Source organism: Pseudoalteromonas maris (assembly GCF_049257235.1).
In the GTDB taxonomy this organism is placed as follows: domain Bacteria; phylum Pseudomonadota; class Gammaproteobacteria; order Enterobacterales; family Alteromonadaceae; genus Pseudoalteromonas.
This window is the reverse complement of the sequence record NZ_JBMMUF010000001.1, coordinates 187213-206720: the sequence shown is the minus strand read 5'-3', so window position 1 is coordinate 206720 and position 19508 is coordinate 187213. Positions and strand designations below refer to the sequence as shown.

Below are 19508 nucleotides of genomic sequence, written 5' to 3'. Positions count from 1 at the left end.
AGCCGCAGCACAGCGCTGCGGCTTGCTGCTAATGGGAAAATTATGCAAAAGATTCCAATGACTACACGTGGTGCAGAGTTACTGCGTGAAGAGTTAAACGAATTAAAAACTGTCACTCGTCCAAAGATCATCGCTGATATTGCTGAAGCGCGTGAACACGGTGACTTAAAAGAAAATGCTGAATACCATGCGGCTCGTGAGCAACAGGGGTTCTGTGAGGGACGTATTCAAGAAATTGAAGCGAAATTGTCTAACGTACAAATCATCGACGTCACCAAAATGCCTAACAATGGTAAGGTTATTTTTGGTGCAACAGTGACGATTGTGAACGTAGATACCGATGCAGAAGTAACGTATCGCATCGTTGGCGATGACGAGGCAGATATTAAGAGCAACTTAATCTCTGTAAACTCGCCTATCGCACGAGGCCTGATTGGTAAAGAAGTAGATGATAGTGTAAACATCGATACCCCAAATGGTACGGTGGAATATGAGATCATCGAAGTAGAGTACATTTAATCTGTATTTGGCTTTATTGAATTTGAAAACCCGCCTAACGGCGGGTTTTTTTTATGGCTTTAGCTTTGAACTACTGAAATTCCTAGCTGTGTAGATAATTACTCCGTCAGATAAATTTTTCTGGGCTATAACTTATTGTGAGTCAGGCTAAAGCCTGAAAATTTTTGTCATGACGTCTATTGCAGGTTAGAGAAAATATGTGCGTATTTCTGCTCGTAACTAATTCACCAAGCACACATAAAAAAGCCTCACTTGCGTAAGGCTTTTTTGGTTGGGATAAATATTTAGGTACTTAACTTTGCTGCTTTGCTTCCGGTATTGCCTCTACTTTCGGCGCTTTACCGAAAAGCTTACGTATACCGCGTTTGGCGTCTTCCAAAGCTACGTACTGGCAAGGAATTAACACGAGTGTAATCACAGTCGCAAACAAGACACCGAATGCCAATGATACAGCCATTGGGATAACGATTTGTGCCTGTAGGCTTGTTTCCATGATAATAGGCACAAGACCGATAAAGGTTGTGGCAGAGGTAAGGATAATCGCCCTAAAGCGTTTACAACCTGCTTCTACTACCGCCTGTTTGATGCTAATACCTTCTGCGCGCGCTTTATTCACATAATCCACCATCACTAGCGAGTCGTTTACAACCACACCTGCTACGGCAATGATACCGAAGAACGATAAGCTACTCATGGTCATACCCATGACTACGTGACCGTAGATTGCACCGACAATACCAAATGGAATGACCGACATAATCAACAGTGGTTGTGAATATGAGCGCAGTGGAATGGCCAATAGTGCGAAGATGATCATCAGTGACAATACTAGATCACGGATTTGCTCAGCGACGCTGTCCATTTCTTCTTGTACTCGTCCTGAGACGCTACTTTGAACGCCAGGGTAGTTTTTAAGTAGTGATGGTAGGTATTCATCGCGTACTTCTTTGGCAATTTCAAAAGGCTGGGCTTGGTTAGTATCAACAGACGCCCAAACATTGATAGTGCGTTTAGAGTTTTCGCGGCGAATACGGTTCACGCCGTCAACAAGGTTCACTGTGGCCACTTCTGCAAGCGGTACTTCTGCACCAGCAGGGGTGATGATACGTACATCATCAATTTCACTGATTGAGTTGCGTTCATTGATAGGGTAGCGGATCATTACTTTCAGTTCTTCACCATCACGCAAGATTCGCTGCGCTTCTAGACCATAGAAGCTAAAGTTTACTTGCGATGCTACATCGGCAAGGGTCAGGCCTAGGCTGTAAGCGATAGGTTTGAGCTCAAGCTGTACTTCGTCCGTAGCACTTTGCATTGAGTCGTTGATATCACCCACACCATTGAGGGTTGATAACTTTTCTTTGAGCTTGTTGGCCACTTCTTTAAGCTGTTTGGCATCAGAACCCTCAAGGCGGAAGCTGATATCACCATCATCACGACCACCACCATTCATGATGCTATCGTTGATTGTCATTGATTTTAGACCTGGTAGTGGCGGCATGTTATCGCGCCACAATGCACTCAATGCAAAGGTGTCCATGGGGCGTAGGTGTGGTTCAACAAGCACCATCATTAATCGCGCATTCGTGCGTCCTTGCATGTTTAAAGAAATATCTTTAACCATTGGCACGCCGTACTGTTGCTCGATTACTTTTTCTACATCCATGACTACTTGCTCAATTTTCTTCGCAGTTTCTAATGTTGCTTGCTCAGAAGAAGCAAGGTTCATTTCAATACGAATGCTTGGGAAGTCATGTGGGATTTTTGGGTTAGCGATAAATTTAATTAGGCCGCCAGCGAATAAACCTGCGCTAACAATCAAAATGCCTATGAAAGTTACAATCACAGTGTAGCGATAGTGAATGCACTTAGTAACCGCAGGGCGGTAAACAGATTCGATAAAGTACTTTAAGCCTGAGTCGAATGTGTTACGTAATCTATGTAGTGGGTTACGCGGATTAGGAGGCGTATTTTTCATTGCTGCTAAGTGAGCAGGCAAAATCAGTTTTGACTCAACCAACGAGAATAATAAGCATAGGATAATAACCCCACCGATGGCCTTTGAGAATGCCGCACCTGGCCCTGTGGCGAGTGCTTGAGGTAAGAATGCAGCAACGGTGGTAAGTACACCAAAGGTAGCAGGAATGGCTACGCGTTTAACACCACGTACTACGTTATCAAGGCTGTGGCCATGCTTTTCAATTTCTGCGTGAGCTGATTCACCAACAACGATTGCATCGTCTACCACAATACCTAATACGAGGATAAAGGCGAACAGAGATGCGAGGTTGATAGTGATATCTAAGAACCCTACGGGCATGAATAAAAAGGCACCAAGGAAAGATACTGGTAATCCCATCATGACCCAAAAAGCCAAACGAATACGTAAGAACAGCGCCAGCATAAGCATAACCAAAATGCCACCCCAAAGCATGTTCTCGATCATCATATCGAGACGACCTTCGAGGTAGTAGGTTAAGTCTACCATTGGCTCAAGTTTAACCCCTTGCGGCAGCTCTGAACGTTTACGCTCAAGGTAGCCGTCCATGACATCAGCAATGTGCGTAATATCTTGATCTTTTGACGCCTTAACCTCAAAAATTAGCGAGTTTTTACCATTGTATTTTGAGTACTGTAGGCCTTCTTCAAAGCCATCGTTAATCGTGGCTACATCGCCCAAGAAAACTTGAGCGCCATCATCTAGTGTAATTAGAGGTAAGCGCTCAAACTCATCGCCACGATACGCTTGTTTCTCAACACGCATTGAGATGTAACCGTTGCTTGAACGAATTTGACCGGCAGACATATTGGCTGAGAAGCTACGCACGGCGCTGGCTATATCACGGAAGGTCAAACCATATTCACGAAGTTTGTCTGGGCTCACTTCAATGCTGATTTCGTAGTCGAGACCCGAATTAAACTCAACGAGGTTTACGTTTGGCAAGGCGCGCATTTCGTCATGGAGCTTGTTACCTAACTCCTTGAGTTCGAAATTACTCATATCCCCGTAAAGTGCGAGAATCATGACCTCTTGCGTAAACTTCTCACGGCGAATATTTGGGCGCTCCATCTCAGCTGGGAAGCTAGAGATTGAGTCGATTTGCATTTTGACTTCATCAAGCACTTCTTGTGCATCATAGTCTTCCTCTACTTCAATCCAGCTTTGTGAGAAGCTACGGTTGGAGTAAGTGATATGACGTTTAATACCTTCAAGACCTTGCAATGACTCTTCAATTTTAATGGTGATGCCTTCTTCCACTTCCTGTGGCGCTGCACCAGGGTATACCGCTTGTACACTCAACCAATTACTTTCAAACTGTGGAAATGCTTGCTTGCGAATTGAAAATGCCGTCAATATCCCGCCTACAAGGATGATCAGCATAAGCAAGTTTGCTGCAACTGGGTTGCGTGCAAACCATGCTATTAAGCCTTTTTCTCTAGTATGGGTCATGCTTAGTCCTCCTTAAGCGCAAGCTGCGTCATTGTCGATTGAGCAGGCTCATCATCAAGGCGTAGTTGCATTCCTTCAGTTGGGTACTCAAGGGCAGAGGTGATAACTTGTTGACCACTTTCTAAGCCCGCAGTGACATAGGCCATACCATCTTGTTCACGAATCACAGCGAGGCTTGAGAACACCAGTTTTGTTTCTTCGTCGATAAGGGCGATGCGGTTATCTTTAATTAAATGACTGGGTACCACAGCTGCATTGGTAATGTGTTGACCGACAATAGTGGCATTGGTGTAGGCACCAAAGCGCAGCGGTTGTACTTGCTCATAAGGGTTTTCAACATAGGCTACGAGATAAGTCATACGTGAGCGCTTATCGACAATACCTTCGTTGCGTACAATCTCACCTTGCCAAGTGTGTGTGCTACCGGCAATTTCACCCGTTAAGGTGACCTTAGCGCCTACGCCACCATCGACGAGGAACTGCATATCTTTGTTAGCAACTGGAAGGCGAACCTTTGCAATGCTAGTGGCATCGATTTGTCCAAGCATGTTACCTGGGTTTACAACACTACCTAGGCTCACTTTCTTTGCAGTGACTAGCGCATCATATGGAGCGCGAATATAGGTGCGCTCTAAGTTGCGGTTTGCGCGCTTTACTTGTGCTTGTGCAGCTTTAAACTTCGCCAGCTTTTCAGCAAGCTGAGGTTTACGTAAATACAACTCAGACGGGATGACTGCATTGGCATTGTCTTTAATACGCTGCCATTCAGTTTTGGCAACATGAGCTTGCGCTTGTTCAATTTCAAGCGCAGATTGTGCTTGTGCAAGACCTGCTTGGGCCTCAATGAGTGCAGCTTCGTAGTCATTAGGGTCGATACGTACTAATACGTCTCCCTCTTTAACAAAGCCACCTTTAACAAACTGTTCGGCAATTTCTACAACTTGGCCGGATACTTGAGCAACCAGTTCGGTTTGCTCTTGCGCCATAACTTCACCATATGAGTGAACCTGCATGGTGATATCAGTTAAATTTACTGGTGTAACCTCTACAAGGGGGGCAACCACTTCTTGTTCTTTTTTAACGGGTGGTTTTTTCATTGATGAAAACCCAGCAGCCAGTGCAATTGCCACTGCTAGAGCGCCTATTGGTAGTAATACTTGTTTTTTGCTAGCCACAATGTAGCTCCCTGTATGAATCGATGACAGCGTAATAGTAGCGATAAGGATGTTTATAGGTATGTGTAATATGTAACAAAGCATGTAATGTGTTAAAATCACGGCCTTTGTTGGCACAGGGGGGCTTTATGGATTGTCGATTAGGATGTGGCGCATGCTGCATTGCGCCTAGTATTAGCAGCCCTATACCGGGAATGCCTGAGGGCAAAAAGGCGGGTGAACGCTGTGTTCAATTAGACACAAATAATTTGTGTAAATTGTTTGGAGACCCATCTAGACCGAAAGTTTGTTTAGAATTTGTTGCAACAGAGGATGTATGTGGTGCAAACAATGCTCAAGCAATGTGGCGAATTACACAATTAGAGGCGCTTACGTAAGCGCCTCTTTTTATTGCACTTGTTTATTGTGCTTGCGGAGGGTAGTGACTGAGGATCTCGGCAACAGATTCTTGCACAGCTGCAGTGCGCTCTTCGGGAGTTTGGTTCTTTTTCAAACGTCCTTCATTTGCTGCTCGCCAAACCAGCTGATTACTGGCTTTGTCGATTACATCAACAACTAAAGTGCCCACTTTGTATTCTCGAGTTGTAGTTTGCACATTGTGACTAATACCCCAGTAATCCCAACGTGCACTGTATCCTGTGGAGAAAGTGTCGACATCAACTTTGCTTTCAACCGAGGCGTGATAATTCACTAAAATATCTGCGTTTGCGGCATCGGTGAAGGTCATTCCTTTTGCGGTTAGCTCATCACTGATTGCTTGGCGAACGCGACGCTCCATCAACTCACTAATTTGATAATTGGTAGCGCCTTTTGCCAATGTGGCGTTTGGGAACCAAGCGAACGTCTTATATTCTGTGAAGTTAACCGATTTGTCATAATCATAATCAGGGCTTGATGCACATGCACTCAAAAGCACAAGCAAGCTTGCGGCTAGTAGTTGTTTCATTGTTTGCTCCTTATAAACTGGGTGCAGAGTCTAATCCTGTTAGTAACATACCATAATGTTTTCAATATTAGATAAAAATGAACATGAATCGACACGTTATAATTTAGAGTAATTAGTCTTATTTTTGAAAACAAAATAAATTAAAGCTAATTACGTTTTAATGTGTTAGTCTGTCCATGCTTTGAGTTATTTCGTTTAATGTGACGGTTTTGTGCGGCTAACGCTGCATGTGCGACTAGTTAGCCAATGTGCCTTTAGTCCTGTACCTGACCCTTGCGGCAGCGACATTGGCTCAGGGAGGATAACGCCTAGTTTTAGGCAATGGTAATTTTGACTTACAGGAACAATTTAGTATGTCACAACAAGTAAGCGGTAAAGTAAAGTTTTTTAACGAATCAAAAGGCTTTGGCTTCATCGAGCAAGAAAACGGTCCTGACGTATTTGTACACTTCAGCGCAATCAATGGCTCAGGTTTTCGCACTCTAAGCGAAGGCCAGCAGGTATCTTTCGGTATCAAGCAAGGCCAAAAAGGACCAGAAGCGGAAAACGTAACTCCGGTTTAATTCCTTGTTTGCTCTTTTGACAAGAGCGAATAATGAGTGAGGCCAGCTAGGCTTCACTCTTACCTCCCCCTCCTGCGATAACATCCCTTAATAATCTTCTTTTTTGATCATTAATATATTCACTTTGATATATTTAATAACATCTATTATTATTTTATCTCCACATTTTATATATAAGAGACCACAGTGAGAGAAATCAGAGCATTTGCCAAATCGGCTTCAATTAATGAGTTAGAAAAAGCAATTAGTATTCTCAACACTGCGCTCGATAATCAGCAACAGCAAGAAAAAGCGAAACAGGAAGTTCTAAAGCTGATGAAGGAGAAAGGGCTCAGTGTGGATGACATCGTTGATGTTAAACAAGATAAACGCGCAAAGGTAGAACCTAAGTATCGCCGTGAATTTGAAGGTAAAGTTGTTGAATGGTCAGGTCGAGGTAAGCGCCCTCGTGCCTTTCAAGACGTTGACCTTACAAAATATCTTGCTAAATAATACAATGGGCCCGTTAATGGGCCCTTTATTTATGGGTGTCAGCTGTGTATACACTCAGAGACTATCAACAACAAGCGGTAGATAATACGCTTTCACATTTTCGCCGAAGCCAACGCTCGGCTGTCATTGTTTTACCTACAGGGGCTGGCAAAAGCTTGGTCATTGCTGAGCTAGCGCGTTTGGCACGTCACCCTATACTGGTACTCACTCATGTTAAAGAACTTGTTGAACAAAATGCCGATAAGTTTAAAAAAATGGGACTAAAACCCGGAATATATTCTGCAGGCCTCAATGAGAAAAATCTTTGTGAGCAAGTTACGTTTGCCAGTATTCAATCACTCGCACGCAGTATAGATAAACTTCAGCGTATATATTCACTGGTGATTATAGATGAGTGCCACCGTGTTAGTAACGACAGTGATAGCCAGTATGCAAAAGTAATCGCTGCGCTAAAAAAGCATAACCCATCGTTAAAGGTTCTTGGGCTTACCGCCACGCCATACAGACTGGAAACAGGGTGGGTATACCATCGTCACTATCATGGTTTTGTAAAGGGTAAAGAAGATGCTCCCTTTAGTGAGTGTATATACGAGTTACCACTTCGTTATTTAATCAACAAAGGTTATTTAACTAAACCTCGTGTTATTGACGCGGCGGTGACACACTATGATTTTTCGTCGTTACTGTTTGGCGGACGTCCTAGTGAGGGCGATGTAAATACTTTGCTTGCCAATTCCACACGGGCGACCAAGGCGATTATGGCCGATGTGATAGCTCAAGCTCAGACACGCCAAGGGGTCATGATATTTGCTGCGACGGTTGCGCATGCCAAAGAAATACTGTCTTACTTGCCAAGTGATGATGCGCGAATCATCGTTGCAGACACTGCAGGTAGTGACCGCGATACTATTATCAATGATTTTAAACAGCGCTCTTTTAAATATTTAGTGAATGTTTCGGTGTTAACCACTGGTTTTGACGCGCCTCATGTTGATTTTATAGCAATCTTGCGACCAACGGAGTCGGTGAGCCTTTATCAACAAATTGTTGGTCGTGGACTGCGTTTATGTGACGGAAAAAGCGAGTGTTTGGTCATTGATTACGCTGGTAATGGTTTTGACTTGCACTATCCAGAGGTGGGAGTTAAGCGACCAGATCCAAATAGTGAGCCAGTGCAAGTTATGTGTCCAGGGTGTGGTTTTGCTAATTTATTCTGGGGTAAAAAAGATGCACAGGGTAATGTGATTGAGCACTACGGTCGTCGTTGCAAAGGCTTACTTAAGGATGATGAGCAATCCCAACAATGTGATTTTCGCTTTAAGTTTAAAGAGTGCCCAGGGTGTTTTGAACAAAACGACATTGCCGCTCGGCAATGTCACAGCTGCGCTCTGCAGCTTGTTGACCCTGATGATAAGCTGCGTAAAGCCCTAAACCTAACCGAAGCACTGGTAATACGCTGTAGTGGCTTAAGCTGCGAGTTAACGGCCACGAAGAAGCTAAAAATAACGTATTATGATGAAGATGGTGCGAGCGTTGATGAACTCTATGACTTATCTAATGCCAAGGTGAAAGCATTATTTAATCGTCAATATGGCTCACGTCATCATGTAAAGGGTCTCACACAGTGGCAAAATGCGCAGCAAGTCATAGAATCACAACACTTACTGGTGTGGCCTGACTTTGTCATAGCAAAAAAATCGAAAAAGTATGGCTGGCAGATAAGCGATAAACTCTTTGACTATCAAGGAAGCTTTCGTAAAGCGAATCAAATGCATTAAAAAAGCCGAGCATAGTGCTCGGCTGATTGCTATCAGGGATTTGATACTTTAGGCGTTATCCGGCGTTGCGTCATCAAGAATGCCCCAACCATCGCCATAACCGTTATGCTTATCCGCGAGGCTTTCTAAATAGGCTTCCATGTTACAAATTAGTTCATACTGCGGCACCATGCTGACGCTAGCTTTTACCTCAAAAACACCTGTGTCAGGGCAGGTCGTTAGTTCGGTGTTTGGATTGACTTCTGCGCTGCTAAGGGCATCAACATACGATTGCGCGTGGGCTTGCTGTTCGAATAACAAAAAGAAATCTACTGTATGAACTTGTGTCAAATCGACACCCTGCGCGTGCATTTCTTGCAGTATTTGACCCGTATCATCGTCAGGAAATTGCATGGTTTTTCTCATTTAATCATTGTTGGCTGAATTGTCTAATATCTTGATACAAATAAAAAGCAGCTGAACATAAAAATTTTACTCAGACAGCTGATTGGGTACACATTACAGTGGTAAACTATGAACGAGACTATATTCAAGATGCTTGTAGAACATAAGGTTAGCAGTACTTTGTGGCAGAGCGAACCGTGGAGCAAATGAACGTTGGCCAAAATGGGACTTAAGGTGTGGCTCTGGCTTTTATTATTTTGCAGTGACTGCGCTGTTGCGGCGTGGGGTAATAGCAATGACAAAACTGGCCAACCAGCGGTAATAGCCTCTGTAGATATTAAGGGTATCGACGGTGAACTGGAGGAAAATGTAAGCCTATATCTTAACCAGCTCATCGGGGAGTATCCTACTCGTCAACTCAAACGTTACGCCACTGAACAAGTAGAATTGAGCTTGCGCGCGCTTGGGTATTACCATGCAATTGTTGATTTAAGTTTAGATAAAAGTGCACCTAAGCCACGTGTCATTGCTAACATCAAACCACTCAAACCCACTAGAATAAAATCTATAACTTATGAGCTAAAAGGCGCAGGTAAGACAGACCCTGAGTTGCTGGGCATATTGGAAACATTACCCTTACATCAAGGGGATATTCTAAATCATGGTCACTATGATGAAGCAAAAGCAAAAATAAGTGCTCAATTACTTGAGCTGGGGTATTTTGATAGCACCTGGGTACAGTCTGATTTTAAGGTCAATATGAGCACTTACAGTGCACAAGTGACCTTGATTGTGCAAACTGGTCAGCGCTATCACTTTGGTCCTTTAAACATTGCAAGCCCCACACCTGCGAGTAATTACATCCACTCTTTAACGCCGTTTGAAACGGGGCATCCTTTCAAAGCGACTTTGGTTTCACAATTTAATTTGGCGCTTTCACAAACACCTTACTTTGCCAGTGTGCGAGTTTTTGCTGATATAGCGAAAAGACAAAATCTAGAAGTGCCTATTCGCGTAGAAGTGTTACATAAACCACAAGACAGTTTTGAGATTGGTGGTGGTTACTCCACTGATCTAGGCCCAAAAGCACGATTTAAATGGTCGCGCCCATGGGTTGGAGACAATGGCCATTACTTAGAGAGCAACTTAAATGTGGCCGAGCGCCAACAAGATATCAGCGCGTCTTATACCATACCTGTAGACGACCCCAACGATGACGTGTGGCGTTTTAGCCTTGGTTACAAACTTGAAGACAATATCGATACTGATATTTTTTCTAGAACTTTGACTGGGCTACTGCAGCGTCAATGGAAAAAGGATGACGATTGGGTGCGCACGTTATTTCTGCGCAGAGAATTTGAAGAATTCCGCATTGGTGATGTGCGCCAGTCCACCCAAATGCTCCTCCCTGGAGTCAGTTATGCCAAACAGCAATCAAAAGGTGGGACTACGCCATTTTGGGGGCGCCAGTGGCTGATCAGTGCGGAGGTCGGTTCCGAGGCCCTCGCGTCTTCGACAGATATCTTTCGAGTGCAAATGCAATATGCATGGCTAAACACTTATTGGCAACGTCATCTGTTTTTCAGTCGTTTAAATATCGGGGCTATGTATGTTGATGATATCAACGATGTACCAGTGTCACTGCGATTCTTCGCAGGGGGTGATCAGAGCGTGCGTGGATATAAGTTTGAGTCAATCTCTCCTGAAGTTGAGGGGGTTAAAATAGGGGGTAAGTATTTGGTTACCGCCACCGCAGAATACAACTATCAATTTGCGCAGAATTGGCGCGGGGCATTATTCGTTGATGCTGGCACGGCAACGAACGATTTTTCTGAGGATGTGTCAGTGGGCGCAGGGTTTGGTGTGCGTTATTTAACACCAGTAGGTCCTGTGCGTATCGACCATGCGTGGGCATTGGCGACCCGTGGCAATACCACCCGCTTAAGTATTACTGTAGGCCCTGAACTATGAAGCGTATAAGTTTACTCATAGTAAAAGTGTTGCTCACATTGCTTGTTAGCCTTGCTCTAGTGTGTGGCTTTAGCGTTTTCACTTCAACGGGAAACCAAATGCTCGCAGGTGTGCTCAACCGCCTAGTGGATGGGCTCACTGTCAATCTTGAGCAAGGGCGTTTGCTCTATAACGACCCGTTTGATGTCATATACCAAAGCGATTCTTTAACACTCAATGCCAGTTCATTGCGCCTTGATTTGGCCCTACTGAATTGCGAGGGTGTGTGTATCAATAACCTCAGTGTAGAGCGCCTAGATGTGGAGCTTAAGCACATACAAGAGTCAGCTACAACAACCGATGCATCATTACCGCACACCAAGCCCTTAGCACTTAATTTACCGCGCATCACGATAAAGCAGATGAGTGCAGATGACATAAATATCATCAACGCGCAGCAAGAAATAAACGTCGATGAGTTTGCAAGCAGTATGATGGCTGAAGGTAATATGGTTATGCTCGGTCATACGTCGCTGGCAAGCTTGAGCGTTGAATTGGGGGCACAACCGGCCACAAGTGATGCGCCATTAGTGCTTGAGGCATTGCCTGATATTGCCCTACCTGTTGATGTGGATATCCAGATGCAAGGGCTTAGCATCGCTCAGATGAAGGTGCAGCAAGGTGGTCAGAAGCACCAATTTATGCAGTTTGCTTCAGCGGCTTCTATTGAAGATAAAACCATAACGGTTGATAGTTTGTCACTGTCATACCTAATCGCCCACGGGCAATCACAATCACCACAGGCGATGGCTCTCTCAATGCGTGGGAAGCTAGAGTTATTTGCTCAGAACAACCTTGATTTGCATGCAAACATTGGCGCATTTGGTGAAAAAGCGCAGGTGAGGGCGAGCGGTAGTCTGAGCGATTTATACCTTGAAGTTATTAATGAAGGGCGCTACCCAGCTCATGCACAAGGGCAAATTGCGATGCGCACTGCCCACTGGCCAATGACACTGAAAGTTGAGCAAAAAGGTTGGAATATAAATCTGCAAAATAACAACTTAGCCTTGCAGTCTGCACATATTCAATTCAATGGTACCAGTAATGACTATCGCATCGATGTTCAGGCCTTATCGCAATTAGGTGCGTATCCTGCATTGGCGAGCTCTATCGTCGCTTCTGGCTCGTTAAGTGACTTGCGTATTGATAAGGCGCAGCTCTTGAGCCGCGATAGTCACGCTCAGCTCACTGGCACAGTGAATTGGCAAAATGGTCTTGATGTTAGTTTTAGAAGTGAACTGTCGAACCTACACGCGCAATACCTAACTGACAAGGTGCGCACTGACCTTAGTGGCGAATTAAGCGGTACCTTTGCGATGGATCCCGCACAAAATTGGCAGCTCGATATTTTACCTTCACGCATTAACGGTCATATCAATGATGTGCCACTGAGCATTCATGCAGACTTTGAGTTAGATAGTACGCTGCAAGCGCAAGTGCGCCAGTTTGATGTTGTACAGGGTAATAACACATTGACTGTCAGTGGGGATGTTACTGAACAATGGCAGCTAGCGGGTAGCCTAACATTGAGTAAAGACACGCCTATCTACCAAGGGGCAAGTGCTCAAGGGGCATCAACATTTACTGTTACCGGTGAGAGAACCTCTCCTAAAGCGTCATTCAATGGGCAAATAAGCCAATTTGAGGGATTTGAGACAACAGTCGGTGAAGGGCGCTTCTCATTTGAGGGCCGATATGCTGAAAAGCCCAGCTATGAGCTCAGTATCGTATTGGATGAAATACTCGCAAAAAATCAACATATTAGGCAATTTACGATTGCTTCTGAGGGCAGTGTCGTAGCGCAGCAGACAACTGCCTTTATAGATGCAGCAATGGGCTCTATTGAGACTGCGTTTTTTAGTGAGTTTGAGCCACAGACTCAGCGTCTCGCATTGCGTCTAGAGCAATTGGATCTTGTTGCACAGCAAGAGCAAGTGACCCTGAGCGATGCGACGAGCATCAACATAGATATGGCACAGCAATCACTTGCCTCAGAGCAACTGTGTTTACAAGGCAAAACCTTGGACATGTGCATTGCACCTGCGCAGCTTAGCGCAGAGCGAGGCTCACTTAATATGCAGCTAAAACATTTTTATTTGCAGACATTAACGCCGCTGCTACCACCCACATTAAAGCTTGACGGCATCACATCTGGTCATGCGTCCGTTATGTGGCAACAAGCCCAACCCTTGCAAATTGATGCACAGATTACGACACAGGAGCTTAAAGGAAAAGTACAGTATGGTGAGCAAGTACTTACCTATCCAATTGAAAATGCGTCGTTGTCAGTATCAAGTAATGTCGACAAAGCGATAGCGAATATGCAACTTGCATCATCTGTATTGGGCAGCGCTGATATGAACATCGAAATGGCTGATGTTCTTGGCGCGCAAGCACTCAGTGGTCAAATTAGACTAGATAAGGTGAACCTCGCTTCCTATCTTGCCTTGGTCCCGCAGTTAAAAATGCTCCAAGGTGAAGTGCGTTCAGACATGACCCTCTCAGGAACACTCAGTAGCCCACATGTATCGGGAGAACTTGTTGCAAAAAATATTGCCGTTGACGGTGACACAATCCCCGTATCTTTGGTTGATTCGTCACTCAGTGCCCAGTTTCAGGGCGAACAAATCCAAGTCCAAGGTGCGCTCATAAACCCTGAAGGTGGTCAACTCAACATACAAGGCCAAGGTCAATGGCTAGGCAGCCAACCTAATTTGATGTTAAAGCTGGCGGGGGATCGTTTTACATTGGTACCGCAGCAGTCTATTACTTTTGCGTTGTCACCGAACATCGATATCAAAATTGATGCTCAAAGCGTGCACGTCGATGGCTCTGTCGTTGTGCCTTATGCCCGAGTAAAAATTAAAGAGCTCCCAAAAGGGGCGGTGCAAGTCAGCGATGATGAGATTATCGTCGATGCCCCTATAGATGAGGCAAAAATGCCATTTGGTTATGATGCTAAGTTGAAAGTTGAGTTGGTGGATGATGTGTACATTGATTCTTTTGGTCTCAAATCCCACATCATTGGTGATCTCGATATAAGCGCCAATAATGAGCAGCCACCTATTGCTGTAGGTGAGTTGAAGTTAGTAGACGGTAAGTATCGTGCATTTGGTCAGGATTTACTCATACGCACCGGGCAAATCGGCTTTAGTGGCTCTTTGTCGCAGCCATATTTAAATGTGCGAGCAATACGCAACCCAGATAACACTGCAAATGGTGTGGTTGCGGGCATCGAATTGACTGGAAGTGCACAGCAACCGCAGTTGCATATATTCTCCGAGCCTGCGATGGATAAATCTCAAGCTTTGTCATATGTACTTAATGGCCAGCCTTTAGGGGACGGCGACAGTAACAACGATGCATTACTCACGCAAATCCTGTTAGCGCAGGGGATGAATCGCTCTGAGAGCATTGTCTCGAGTGTTGGTGAGGCATTTGGACTCAGTGACGTTACCCTAAACTCCAGTGGCAGTGGTGATAATACCAAGGTTGAGATTGCAGGGTACATTGCACCTGGGATTCAAGTTAAATACAGTGTGGGCGTATTCGAGTCCATCAGTGAGGTGGCAGTACGATATCAAGTACTGCAAAAGTTATATATTGAGGCGACCAGCGGCCTCAATCAAACGCTTGATGTGTTATACCGTTTCGACATAGATTAAAGCGCATAATAATAAAAGGAACCTGCTAATGAAAAACCATTGCATAGCAGCGCTTATGATGACACTCGCACTAAGTAGTGTCGCATACGCAGAGCAAGCAACACCGCAATCACCAACAGAGATCATTGACACCGCGCCTGCATCAGATTGGCGAAAAATATCACCACACCACATGTTGATTTTGTCTTTACCTACTGGCGATGTGTACTTTGAACTTAACGAACAATTAGCGCCAAAGCACTATGCGAGAATGAAAGAATTAACGCAAAAAGGCTTTTATAAAGGATTAAGCATGTATCGCTTTGTTGAGGGGTTTGTTGCTCAAGGTGGAGCAGGTGAGCAAGAAACCGAAGTAGCAACGTTAACGCAGGAGTTTGTAAGTCAATCTGCACGCCCTGTCGTTCTGGATATGCTCGTAAATCAAAATGATGGTTATTCAGCGAGAAGCGGCTTTTTGAACGGCTTTGCCGTAGCGCAGAATGAAGACGCAACGCAAACATGGCAAATTCACTGCATAGGAGCGCTCGGCATGGCACGAGGTAACGATGTAAACAGTGCAACCAGTGAGTTTTATGTCGTTATTGGTCATGCACCTCGATACCTAGATAGAAACATCACGGTGTTTGGTCGGGTGATTGCAGGCATGGAGCATTTACAAAAATTACAGCGTCCTGGAGACGCAAACACGCCATTTAATCCAATCACCGATATGCGCTTAGCGAGTCAACTGCCTGAGTATGCTCAACCAAATATAAAGGTAATGCGAACCGATTCAGCCAGTTTTGAAGCCCTTGTTGAGGCCCGTAAAAACAGGCCTGAACAATGGTTTATTACAACTCCTGACTACATCGACACCTGTGCAATGCAGGTGCCAAGCGTTATTGGCGATTGATTCTTACCGCATAAGGAATATGTGCGTTGTCAGTGGCGCGGTAAGGGTTGATATCAAGCCCACCGCGGCGTGTATAACGTGCATATACCTCTAATTTAGACGGCTTTGCTGTGTTCATAATGTCGTTAAAGATACGCTCCACGCATTGCTCATGAAACTCATTATGAGAGCGAAATGACACCAAGTAACGCAGCAAAGATTCATGGCACAGCTGTGGACCTTTATAACTTATCACCACACTCGCCCAATCTGGTTGAGAGGTTATTAAGCAATTGGATTTGAGCAAATGGCTGTAAAGAGTCTCTTCTGTTTCTTGCTGGGGGTCAGCTAACTGCAACAGCGCAGGGTCTAAATCAAAATCAGTGATCTCGATATCTAAATGGTCAATACAGGTGCCGGGCAATTTGGTGGCGGCGAATGAGGCTATATCGTCCGCGCCATATAGCGTTACTTTTACTTGTGCTTGAACCGCCTCACTCAAATCTCTGGTAAGAATATCACGTACAGTGTCTGTGCTCTCAAAGCGAGTTTGATTGAAGCTGTTGAGGTAGAGCTTAAATGACTTTGACTCGATAATGCTCGGGCTTTGGCAAGGAAAGTAAAACTCGGCGACAGCCACCTGTGGCTTGCCTTTAGCGTTGAGCCAAGACAGTTCGTAACCGGTCCACAGGTCTTCTCCTGTGAATGGCAATTGTTGCTCATCAATACCCAAATCATCGCGATTAAGCTTACGCGCAATAGGGTACAACAAGCTCGCGTCATAGCTGTCTTTGTACTGTGTGGTTTTGCCAAGCAAGCTGGCTTTCAACTCTGGAGCGTTACGGTAGTCTGTCATGATGCATTAAATCTAGTTACAATGGCGCTATTATAACTAATTTCCTCAGGGCATGCATGAGTGTTAAAACCCAGCTAAAAGAAGCGCTAGACACCTATATTGATAACTTCAAAGCAACCCATGGTCACAATCCAATGACCTATATTGACCCACAGTCGCCAAGCCCAGCAGCGATTGTGGGAACTGAACAAGACGAACTAGTCCAGTGGCAGGTATTCACTCGCCCTGAAGGCGATTCAATAACTGACTTGGGTAATGCCTTAGAAGTTGATTTTCCCGCACAGTTACACGAGCTCTTTTGTAGTTTCTTCAGTGGTAATTTAATCGCGAAAGTAGACGGACATGATATTGAGTTATTACTTCCTTGGAATGACGATGATTTTGTGCACTTGCAGCAAAATATTACAGGCCATGTGCTGATGAAACGCCGTTTAAAGCAAGCTGATACAGTGTTTATTGGTTTAACTGATCAAGAAGATCTCTTGCTGAGTGTGCGTGTGAGTGATGGTGCAGTCTGCCTTGAGTATGTGGGCAAAGAACCACACCATGTATTGGCGCAAGATATCAGTGAGTTTCTTGGCTTACTGATGATCCCATGAGATGTTCGACACCAGTTCACAGTTGTCACACCTAAAGTCAAATAAGCCAAACCACGGCTCTGTAAGTGCCCATTCACCATGGCAGCTTGGGCATTTACGTTGCTGCTCCTGTTGTAAGCTCTCTCCGCCAACTCGGTATAAATAGTAATAAACTGGCTTTTTAGTCAGGTAACGAATGCGTTTACTCAAGTCTAGTCCGCGCCGTGTTAGTGAACTATCTAGCAAACTCATCTCATCTAATGCAGCAAATTCAGCTTTGGTTGCACCATTTATTTGTAACTGGTCGCAAGCTTGCCAATCTTCTTGCCATTTGATCAGTGTCTTATAGTCACCGTTGGCGATAGCGGGTATACGATAAAGTGGCACGGGGAGAAAGTCATCACCACAATACAAGGGGCTACAGGTATGCAAGTAAGTCGTATAGAGAATGTAGCAGCTGGGCTCATGACACGCATCGGCACTGTTGGCATGGATATCTTGACCAATGACTTTCACCTTTGGTGCCAGCAGGCCTGCCGTATTTAAATGATTAATCGCATGCTTAACAAAAGGACTATTGTGCAATGGATGTAAGGAATCTTCCTCAGGGCACATAACACGGGTAATAAAATAACCATCCTTTAACACCGTAGGAAATTCATCACCGATGATCTGTCCATTAGCACGCAGGGCAACCACCATTTGGTTGATGGCAGCTTCGGCATCACCAAGATGCGTATCTTGGTAACAATCAAAGGTTAAATCGGCAACATACATGATTAATTCTTGGTTTCGAGTAAAGCCAATAGTTTATCAAGTTTTTGTTCAATACGATCGAGTTGCGTCGACTTTTGTTGCGCGTGCGCTTTTGGCTCAATCACTAGCTGGTTAAAGGCATCAGGGTTGTTTTTGTACTGGCTTACAGCGGCAATAATCATAGGCATGGGGACCGGTTCACTGAGCATTGACTTGGTCAGTGCCACAGTAGGGATTTTATTTTGGGCGAGTAAAGCCTTAATTGCCTCAAATACTACAGGGTTCATTCGTAGGTCCTCAAACTGAAAATTCGACTCACAAAAATAAGGCCGCTATTGTACAGTAAAATACTGAACCTATGCTGTCCTAATGCCTGAGTTGGGCGTCTAATATGTCAATCAACTCGCTCCAGTCTGCATCTTGAGCTAAAGACTCTTGAATAAAGTGGCGTTGAGCCACAGACCAAAAGGGCGCATCTGCGATTTGTATGCTGTCACCGAGCTTGTGATTGCTAACAAACTGCTCTATTTGATTGTCACTACTGGGTAAACCTAACTGCTCGAAAAGGGTATTCATTGTGTGTTTGGAGGTATCCATGATGTTTCCAATTTCTGTGATAACAACTATGGTTAAATATAGAACAACAAAGTAGAACAACAATGATAACAAGGAAATACTATGTCTTTGACGGTCGAACACAGTGTTAAATATCTCACCCCTGAAGATCTTAATGTTGCCGCGAGTTTAATTTATCAAGCCTACCACGATGACCCTTTAATGCAGGAATTACTGCACAAAGACAAAGATTCTGAACAGTTTTATGAGAAAAAGCTCCGCGCTCTTATTCGTGAGGAGTTGCATACATTTTGGCAAGCCAAACAACATATCATAGGACTGTTTAGTGAGGGTTCTTTGCAAGCTATCGCACTGGTGTTTACATCTGATGCTGACATGCAAGCGCAGCGTTATTGGCACTGGCGATTGAAACTTAAAATGAGTGCGGGAATCTTAACAACTAATCAGATAATAGAAAAAGAGCAGAAGATCCGAGATGCGTTAAAGGAAAAAGGGCATTACTTTTTTATCGCTTTCATTGCTGTTGCCCCTCGTTCGCAAAGGCATGGCCTCGGGCACTACCTGCTCAACAGTCTTGATTCATTGGTCAAAGAAGATGAAAACGCAACGGGGTTGGCAGTATTTATTAGTCAGCCAGCCCATTTAGAATTTTTCGCAAGTCATGGGTTCGAAGTATTTCAAAGTATTCAATTCAGTAAAGTTAGCGGCGAGCTGCTGTTTAAGCCCAATCCTGCGCTGTAGCTAATGGCTTTTATGGAAATTGGAGTGTAAGAGATATCTCACATTGATGTGGGGGATAGTGGTAATTTTTCACTGATTTTCAAAGTTAATTTAACTAAGCTGCTGTTTTTGAATTAAATATTTTTATTACACGAGTATTACAGCAAA

18 protein-coding genes are annotated in these 19508 nt (G+C 44.4%); 10 read left to right on the top strand and 8 right to left on the bottom strand.

Annotated features, from left to right (window positions below; all coding sequences use genetic code 11):
* The first annotated feature begins 42 nt into the window (after window positions 1-42).
* Window positions 43-519, top strand: coding sequence for a transcription elongation factor GreA (gene greA / locus AAEU32_RS00975; RefSeq protein WP_421968676.1), 477 nt, complete (start codon window positions 43-45; stop codon window positions 517-519).
* A 292-nt stretch (window positions 520-811) separates the two neighbouring features.
* On the opposite strand, the gene AAEU32_RS00970 is transcribed toward greA, so the two are convergent.
* On the bottom strand, window positions 812-3970 hold the full coding sequence (locus AAEU32_RS00970; RefSeq protein ID WP_421968675.1) for an efflux RND transporter permease subunit: 3159 nt from the start codon (window positions 3968-3970) through the stop codon (window positions 812-814).
* A gap of 2 nt (window positions 3971-3972) precedes the next feature.
* Window positions 3973-5145 (bottom strand): efflux RND transporter periplasmic adaptor subunit, encoded by a 1173-nt coding sequence (locus tag AAEU32_RS00965; RefSeq protein ID WP_421968674.1) that lies wholly within the window; start codon window positions 5143-5145, stop codon window positions 3973-3975.
* 128 nt (window positions 5146-5273) lie between these two features.
* Here AAEU32_RS00965 and AAEU32_RS00960 point away from each other — a divergent pair, with 128 nt between their 5' ends.
* On the top strand, window positions 5274-5522 hold the full coding sequence (locus tag AAEU32_RS00960; protein WP_421968673.1) for a YkgJ family cysteine cluster protein: 249 nt from the start codon (window positions 5274-5276) through the stop codon (window positions 5520-5522).
* Between the two features lie 23 nt (window positions 5523-5545).
* Here AAEU32_RS00960 and AAEU32_RS00955 read toward each other — a convergent pair whose 3' ends face one another.
* The gene (locus AAEU32_RS00955; RefSeq protein WP_421968672.1) at window positions 5546-6091 is read right to left on the bottom strand and encodes a DUF4136 domain-containing protein; all 546 of its coding nucleotides are present in this window, start codon (window positions 6089-6091) and stop codon (window positions 5546-5548) included.
* A gap of 353 nt (window positions 6092-6444) precedes the next feature.
* On the opposite strand from AAEU32_RS00955, the gene AAEU32_RS00950 reads away from it, so the two are divergent.
* From AAEU32_RS00950 to radD, 3 genes are all read left to right on the top strand, one after another.
* Window positions 6445-6654, top strand: a complete 210-nt coding sequence (locus AAEU32_RS00950; protein WP_421968671.1) for a cold-shock protein — start codon at window positions 6445-6447, stop codon at window positions 6652-6654.
* 186 nt (window positions 6655-6840) lie between these two features.
* Window positions 6841-7146, top strand: a complete 306-nt coding sequence (locus AAEU32_RS00945) for an H-NS family histone-like protein (RefSeq protein WP_421968670.1) — start codon at window positions 6841-6843, stop codon at window positions 7144-7146.
* A 44-nt stretch (window positions 7147-7190) separates the two neighbouring features.
* Entirely contained in the window at window positions 7191-8924 is a 1734-nt protein-coding gene (radD, locus tag AAEU32_RS00940; protein ID WP_421968669.1) for a DNA repair helicase RadD, read from the top strand.
* 48 nt (window positions 8925-8972) lie between these two features.
* Here the strand turns inward: radD and AAEU32_RS00935 are convergent, their stop codons facing one another.
* Complete coding sequence (locus tag AAEU32_RS00935; RefSeq protein WP_421968668.1) at window positions 8973-9317, bottom strand: ribonuclease E inhibitor RraB; 345 nt, start codon at window positions 9315-9317, stop codon at window positions 8973-8975.
* A gap of 213 nt (window positions 9318-9530) precedes the next feature.
* Between AAEU32_RS00935 and AAEU32_RS00930 the strand changes: the two genes are divergently transcribed.
* Genes AAEU32_RS00930 through AAEU32_RS00920 form a run of 3 tightly spaced genes read left to right on the top strand, consistent with a single transcriptional unit; the run spans window position 9531 to window position 15875 of the window.
* Window positions 9531-11279 (top strand): autotransporter assembly complex protein TamA, encoded by a 1749-nt coding sequence (locus AAEU32_RS00930; protein ID WP_421968667.1) that lies wholly within the window; start codon window positions 9531-9533, stop codon window positions 11277-11279.
* Window positions 11276-14983 carry an autotransporter assembly complex protein TamB gene (gene tamB, locus AAEU32_RS00925; protein ID WP_421968666.1) on the top strand — a complete coding sequence of 1236 codons (3708 nt, stop codon included), beginning with the start codon at window positions 11276-11278 and terminating at the stop codon, window positions 14981-14983. The genes AAEU32_RS00930 and tamB overlap by 4 nt, the downstream gene beginning before the upstream one ends.
* A 28-nt stretch (window positions 14984-15011) precedes the next feature.
* Entirely contained in the window at window positions 15012-15875 is an 864-nt protein-coding gene (locus tag AAEU32_RS00920) for a peptidylprolyl isomerase (RefSeq protein ID WP_421968665.1), read from the top strand.
* Here the strand turns inward: AAEU32_RS00920 and queF are convergent.
* Window positions 15862-16710, bottom strand: a complete 849-nt coding sequence (queF, locus tag AAEU32_RS00915; protein ID WP_421968664.1) for an NADPH-dependent 7-cyano-7-deazaguanine reductase QueF — start codon at window positions 16708-16710, stop codon at window positions 15862-15864. The two genes, AAEU32_RS00920 and queF, sit on opposite strands and share 14 nt — an antisense overlap.
* Window positions 16711-16766: 56 nt before the next feature.
* On the opposite strand from queF, the gene syd reads away from it, so the two are divergent.
* The gene (gene syd, locus AAEU32_RS00910; RefSeq protein WP_421968663.1) at window positions 16767-17309 is read left to right on the top strand and encodes a SecY-interacting protein; all 543 of its coding nucleotides are present in this window, start codon (window positions 16767-16769) and stop codon (window positions 17307-17309) included.
* On the opposite strand, the gene AAEU32_RS00905 is transcribed toward syd, so the two are convergent.
* From AAEU32_RS00905 to AAEU32_RS00895, 3 genes are all read right to left on the bottom strand, one after another.
* Window positions 17292-18065 (bottom strand): Zn-ribbon-containing protein, encoded by a 774-nt coding sequence (locus AAEU32_RS00905; RefSeq protein ID WP_421968662.1) that lies wholly within the window; start codon window positions 18063-18065, stop codon window positions 17292-17294. The genes syd and AAEU32_RS00905 overlap by 18 nt on opposite strands.
* A 2-nt stretch (window positions 18066-18067) precedes the next feature.
* Window positions 18068-18331, bottom strand: a complete 264-nt coding sequence (locus AAEU32_RS00900; protein ID WP_421968661.1) for a hypothetical protein — start codon at window positions 18329-18331, stop codon at window positions 18068-18070.
* A 79-nt stretch (window positions 18332-18410) separates the two neighbouring features.
* On the bottom strand, window positions 18411-18641 hold the full coding sequence (locus AAEU32_RS00895) for a DUF2789 domain-containing protein (RefSeq protein ID WP_421968660.1): 231 nt from the start codon (window positions 18639-18641) through the stop codon (window positions 18411-18413).
* A gap of 81 nt (window positions 18642-18722) precedes the next feature.
* Here AAEU32_RS00895 and AAEU32_RS00890 point away from each other — a divergent pair, with 81 nt between their 5' ends.
* A complete protein-coding gene (locus tag AAEU32_RS00890; protein WP_421968659.1) occupies window positions 18723-19361 on the top strand; it encodes a GNAT family N-acetyltransferase in 639 nt (212 codons plus the stop codon).
* The last annotated feature ends 147 nt before the right edge of the window (window positions 19362-19508 follow it).

Coding starts and splice junctions, on each gene's coding strand:
- AAEU32_RS00950 (WP_421968671.1), top strand. CDS start 6,445: ATGTCACAACAAGTAAGCGGTAAAGTAAAGTTTTTTAACGAATCAAAA.
- AAEU32_RS00935 (WP_421968668.1), bottom strand. CDS start 9,317: ATGCAATTTCCTGACGATGATACGGGTCAAATACTGCAAGAAATGCAC.
- AAEU32_RS00905 (WP_421968662.1), bottom strand. CDS start 18,065: ATGTATGTTGCCGATTTAACCTTTGATTGTTACCAAGATACGCATCTT.
- AAEU32_RS00930 (WP_421968667.1), top strand. CDS start 9,531: ATGGGACTTAAGGTGTGGCTCTGGCTTTTATTATTTTGCAGTGACTGC.
- queF (WP_421968664.1), bottom strand. CDS start 16,710: ATGACAGACTACCGTAACGCTCCAGAGTTGAAAGCCAGCTTGCTTGGC.
- AAEU32_RS00890 (WP_421968659.1), top strand. CDS start 18,723: ATGTCTTTGACGGTCGAACACAGTGTTAAATATCTCACCCCTGAAGAT.
- AAEU32_RS00895 (WP_421968660.1), bottom strand. CDS start 18,641: ATGGATACCTCCAAACACACAATGAATACCCTTTTCGAGCAGTTAGGT.
- AAEU32_RS00920 (WP_421968665.1), top strand. CDS start 15,012: ATGAAAAACCATTGCATAGCAGCGCTTATGATGACACTCGCACTAAGT.
- tamB (WP_421968666.1), top strand. CDS start 11,276: ATGAAGCGTATAAGTTTACTCATAGTAAAAGTGTTGCTCACATTGCTT.
- syd (WP_421968663.1), top strand. CDS start 16,767: ATGAGTGTTAAAACCCAGCTAAAAGAAGCGCTAGACACCTATATTGAT.
- AAEU32_RS00970 (WP_421968675.1), bottom strand. CDS start 3,970: ATGACCCATACTAGAGAAAAAGGCTTAATAGCATGGTTTGCACGCAAC.
- greA (WP_421968676.1), top strand. CDS start 43: ATGCAAAAGATTCCAATGACTACACGTGGTGCAGAGTTACTGCGTGAA.
- AAEU32_RS00960 (WP_421968673.1), top strand. CDS start 5,274: ATGGATTGTCGATTAGGATGTGGCGCATGCTGCATTGCGCCTAGTATT.
- AAEU32_RS00955 (WP_421968672.1), bottom strand. CDS start 6,091: ATGAAACAACTACTAGCCGCAAGCTTGCTTGTGCTTTTGAGTGCATGT.
- AAEU32_RS00900 (WP_421968661.1), bottom strand. CDS start 18,331: ATGAACCCTGTAGTATTTGAGGCAATTAAGGCTTTACTCGCCCAAAAT.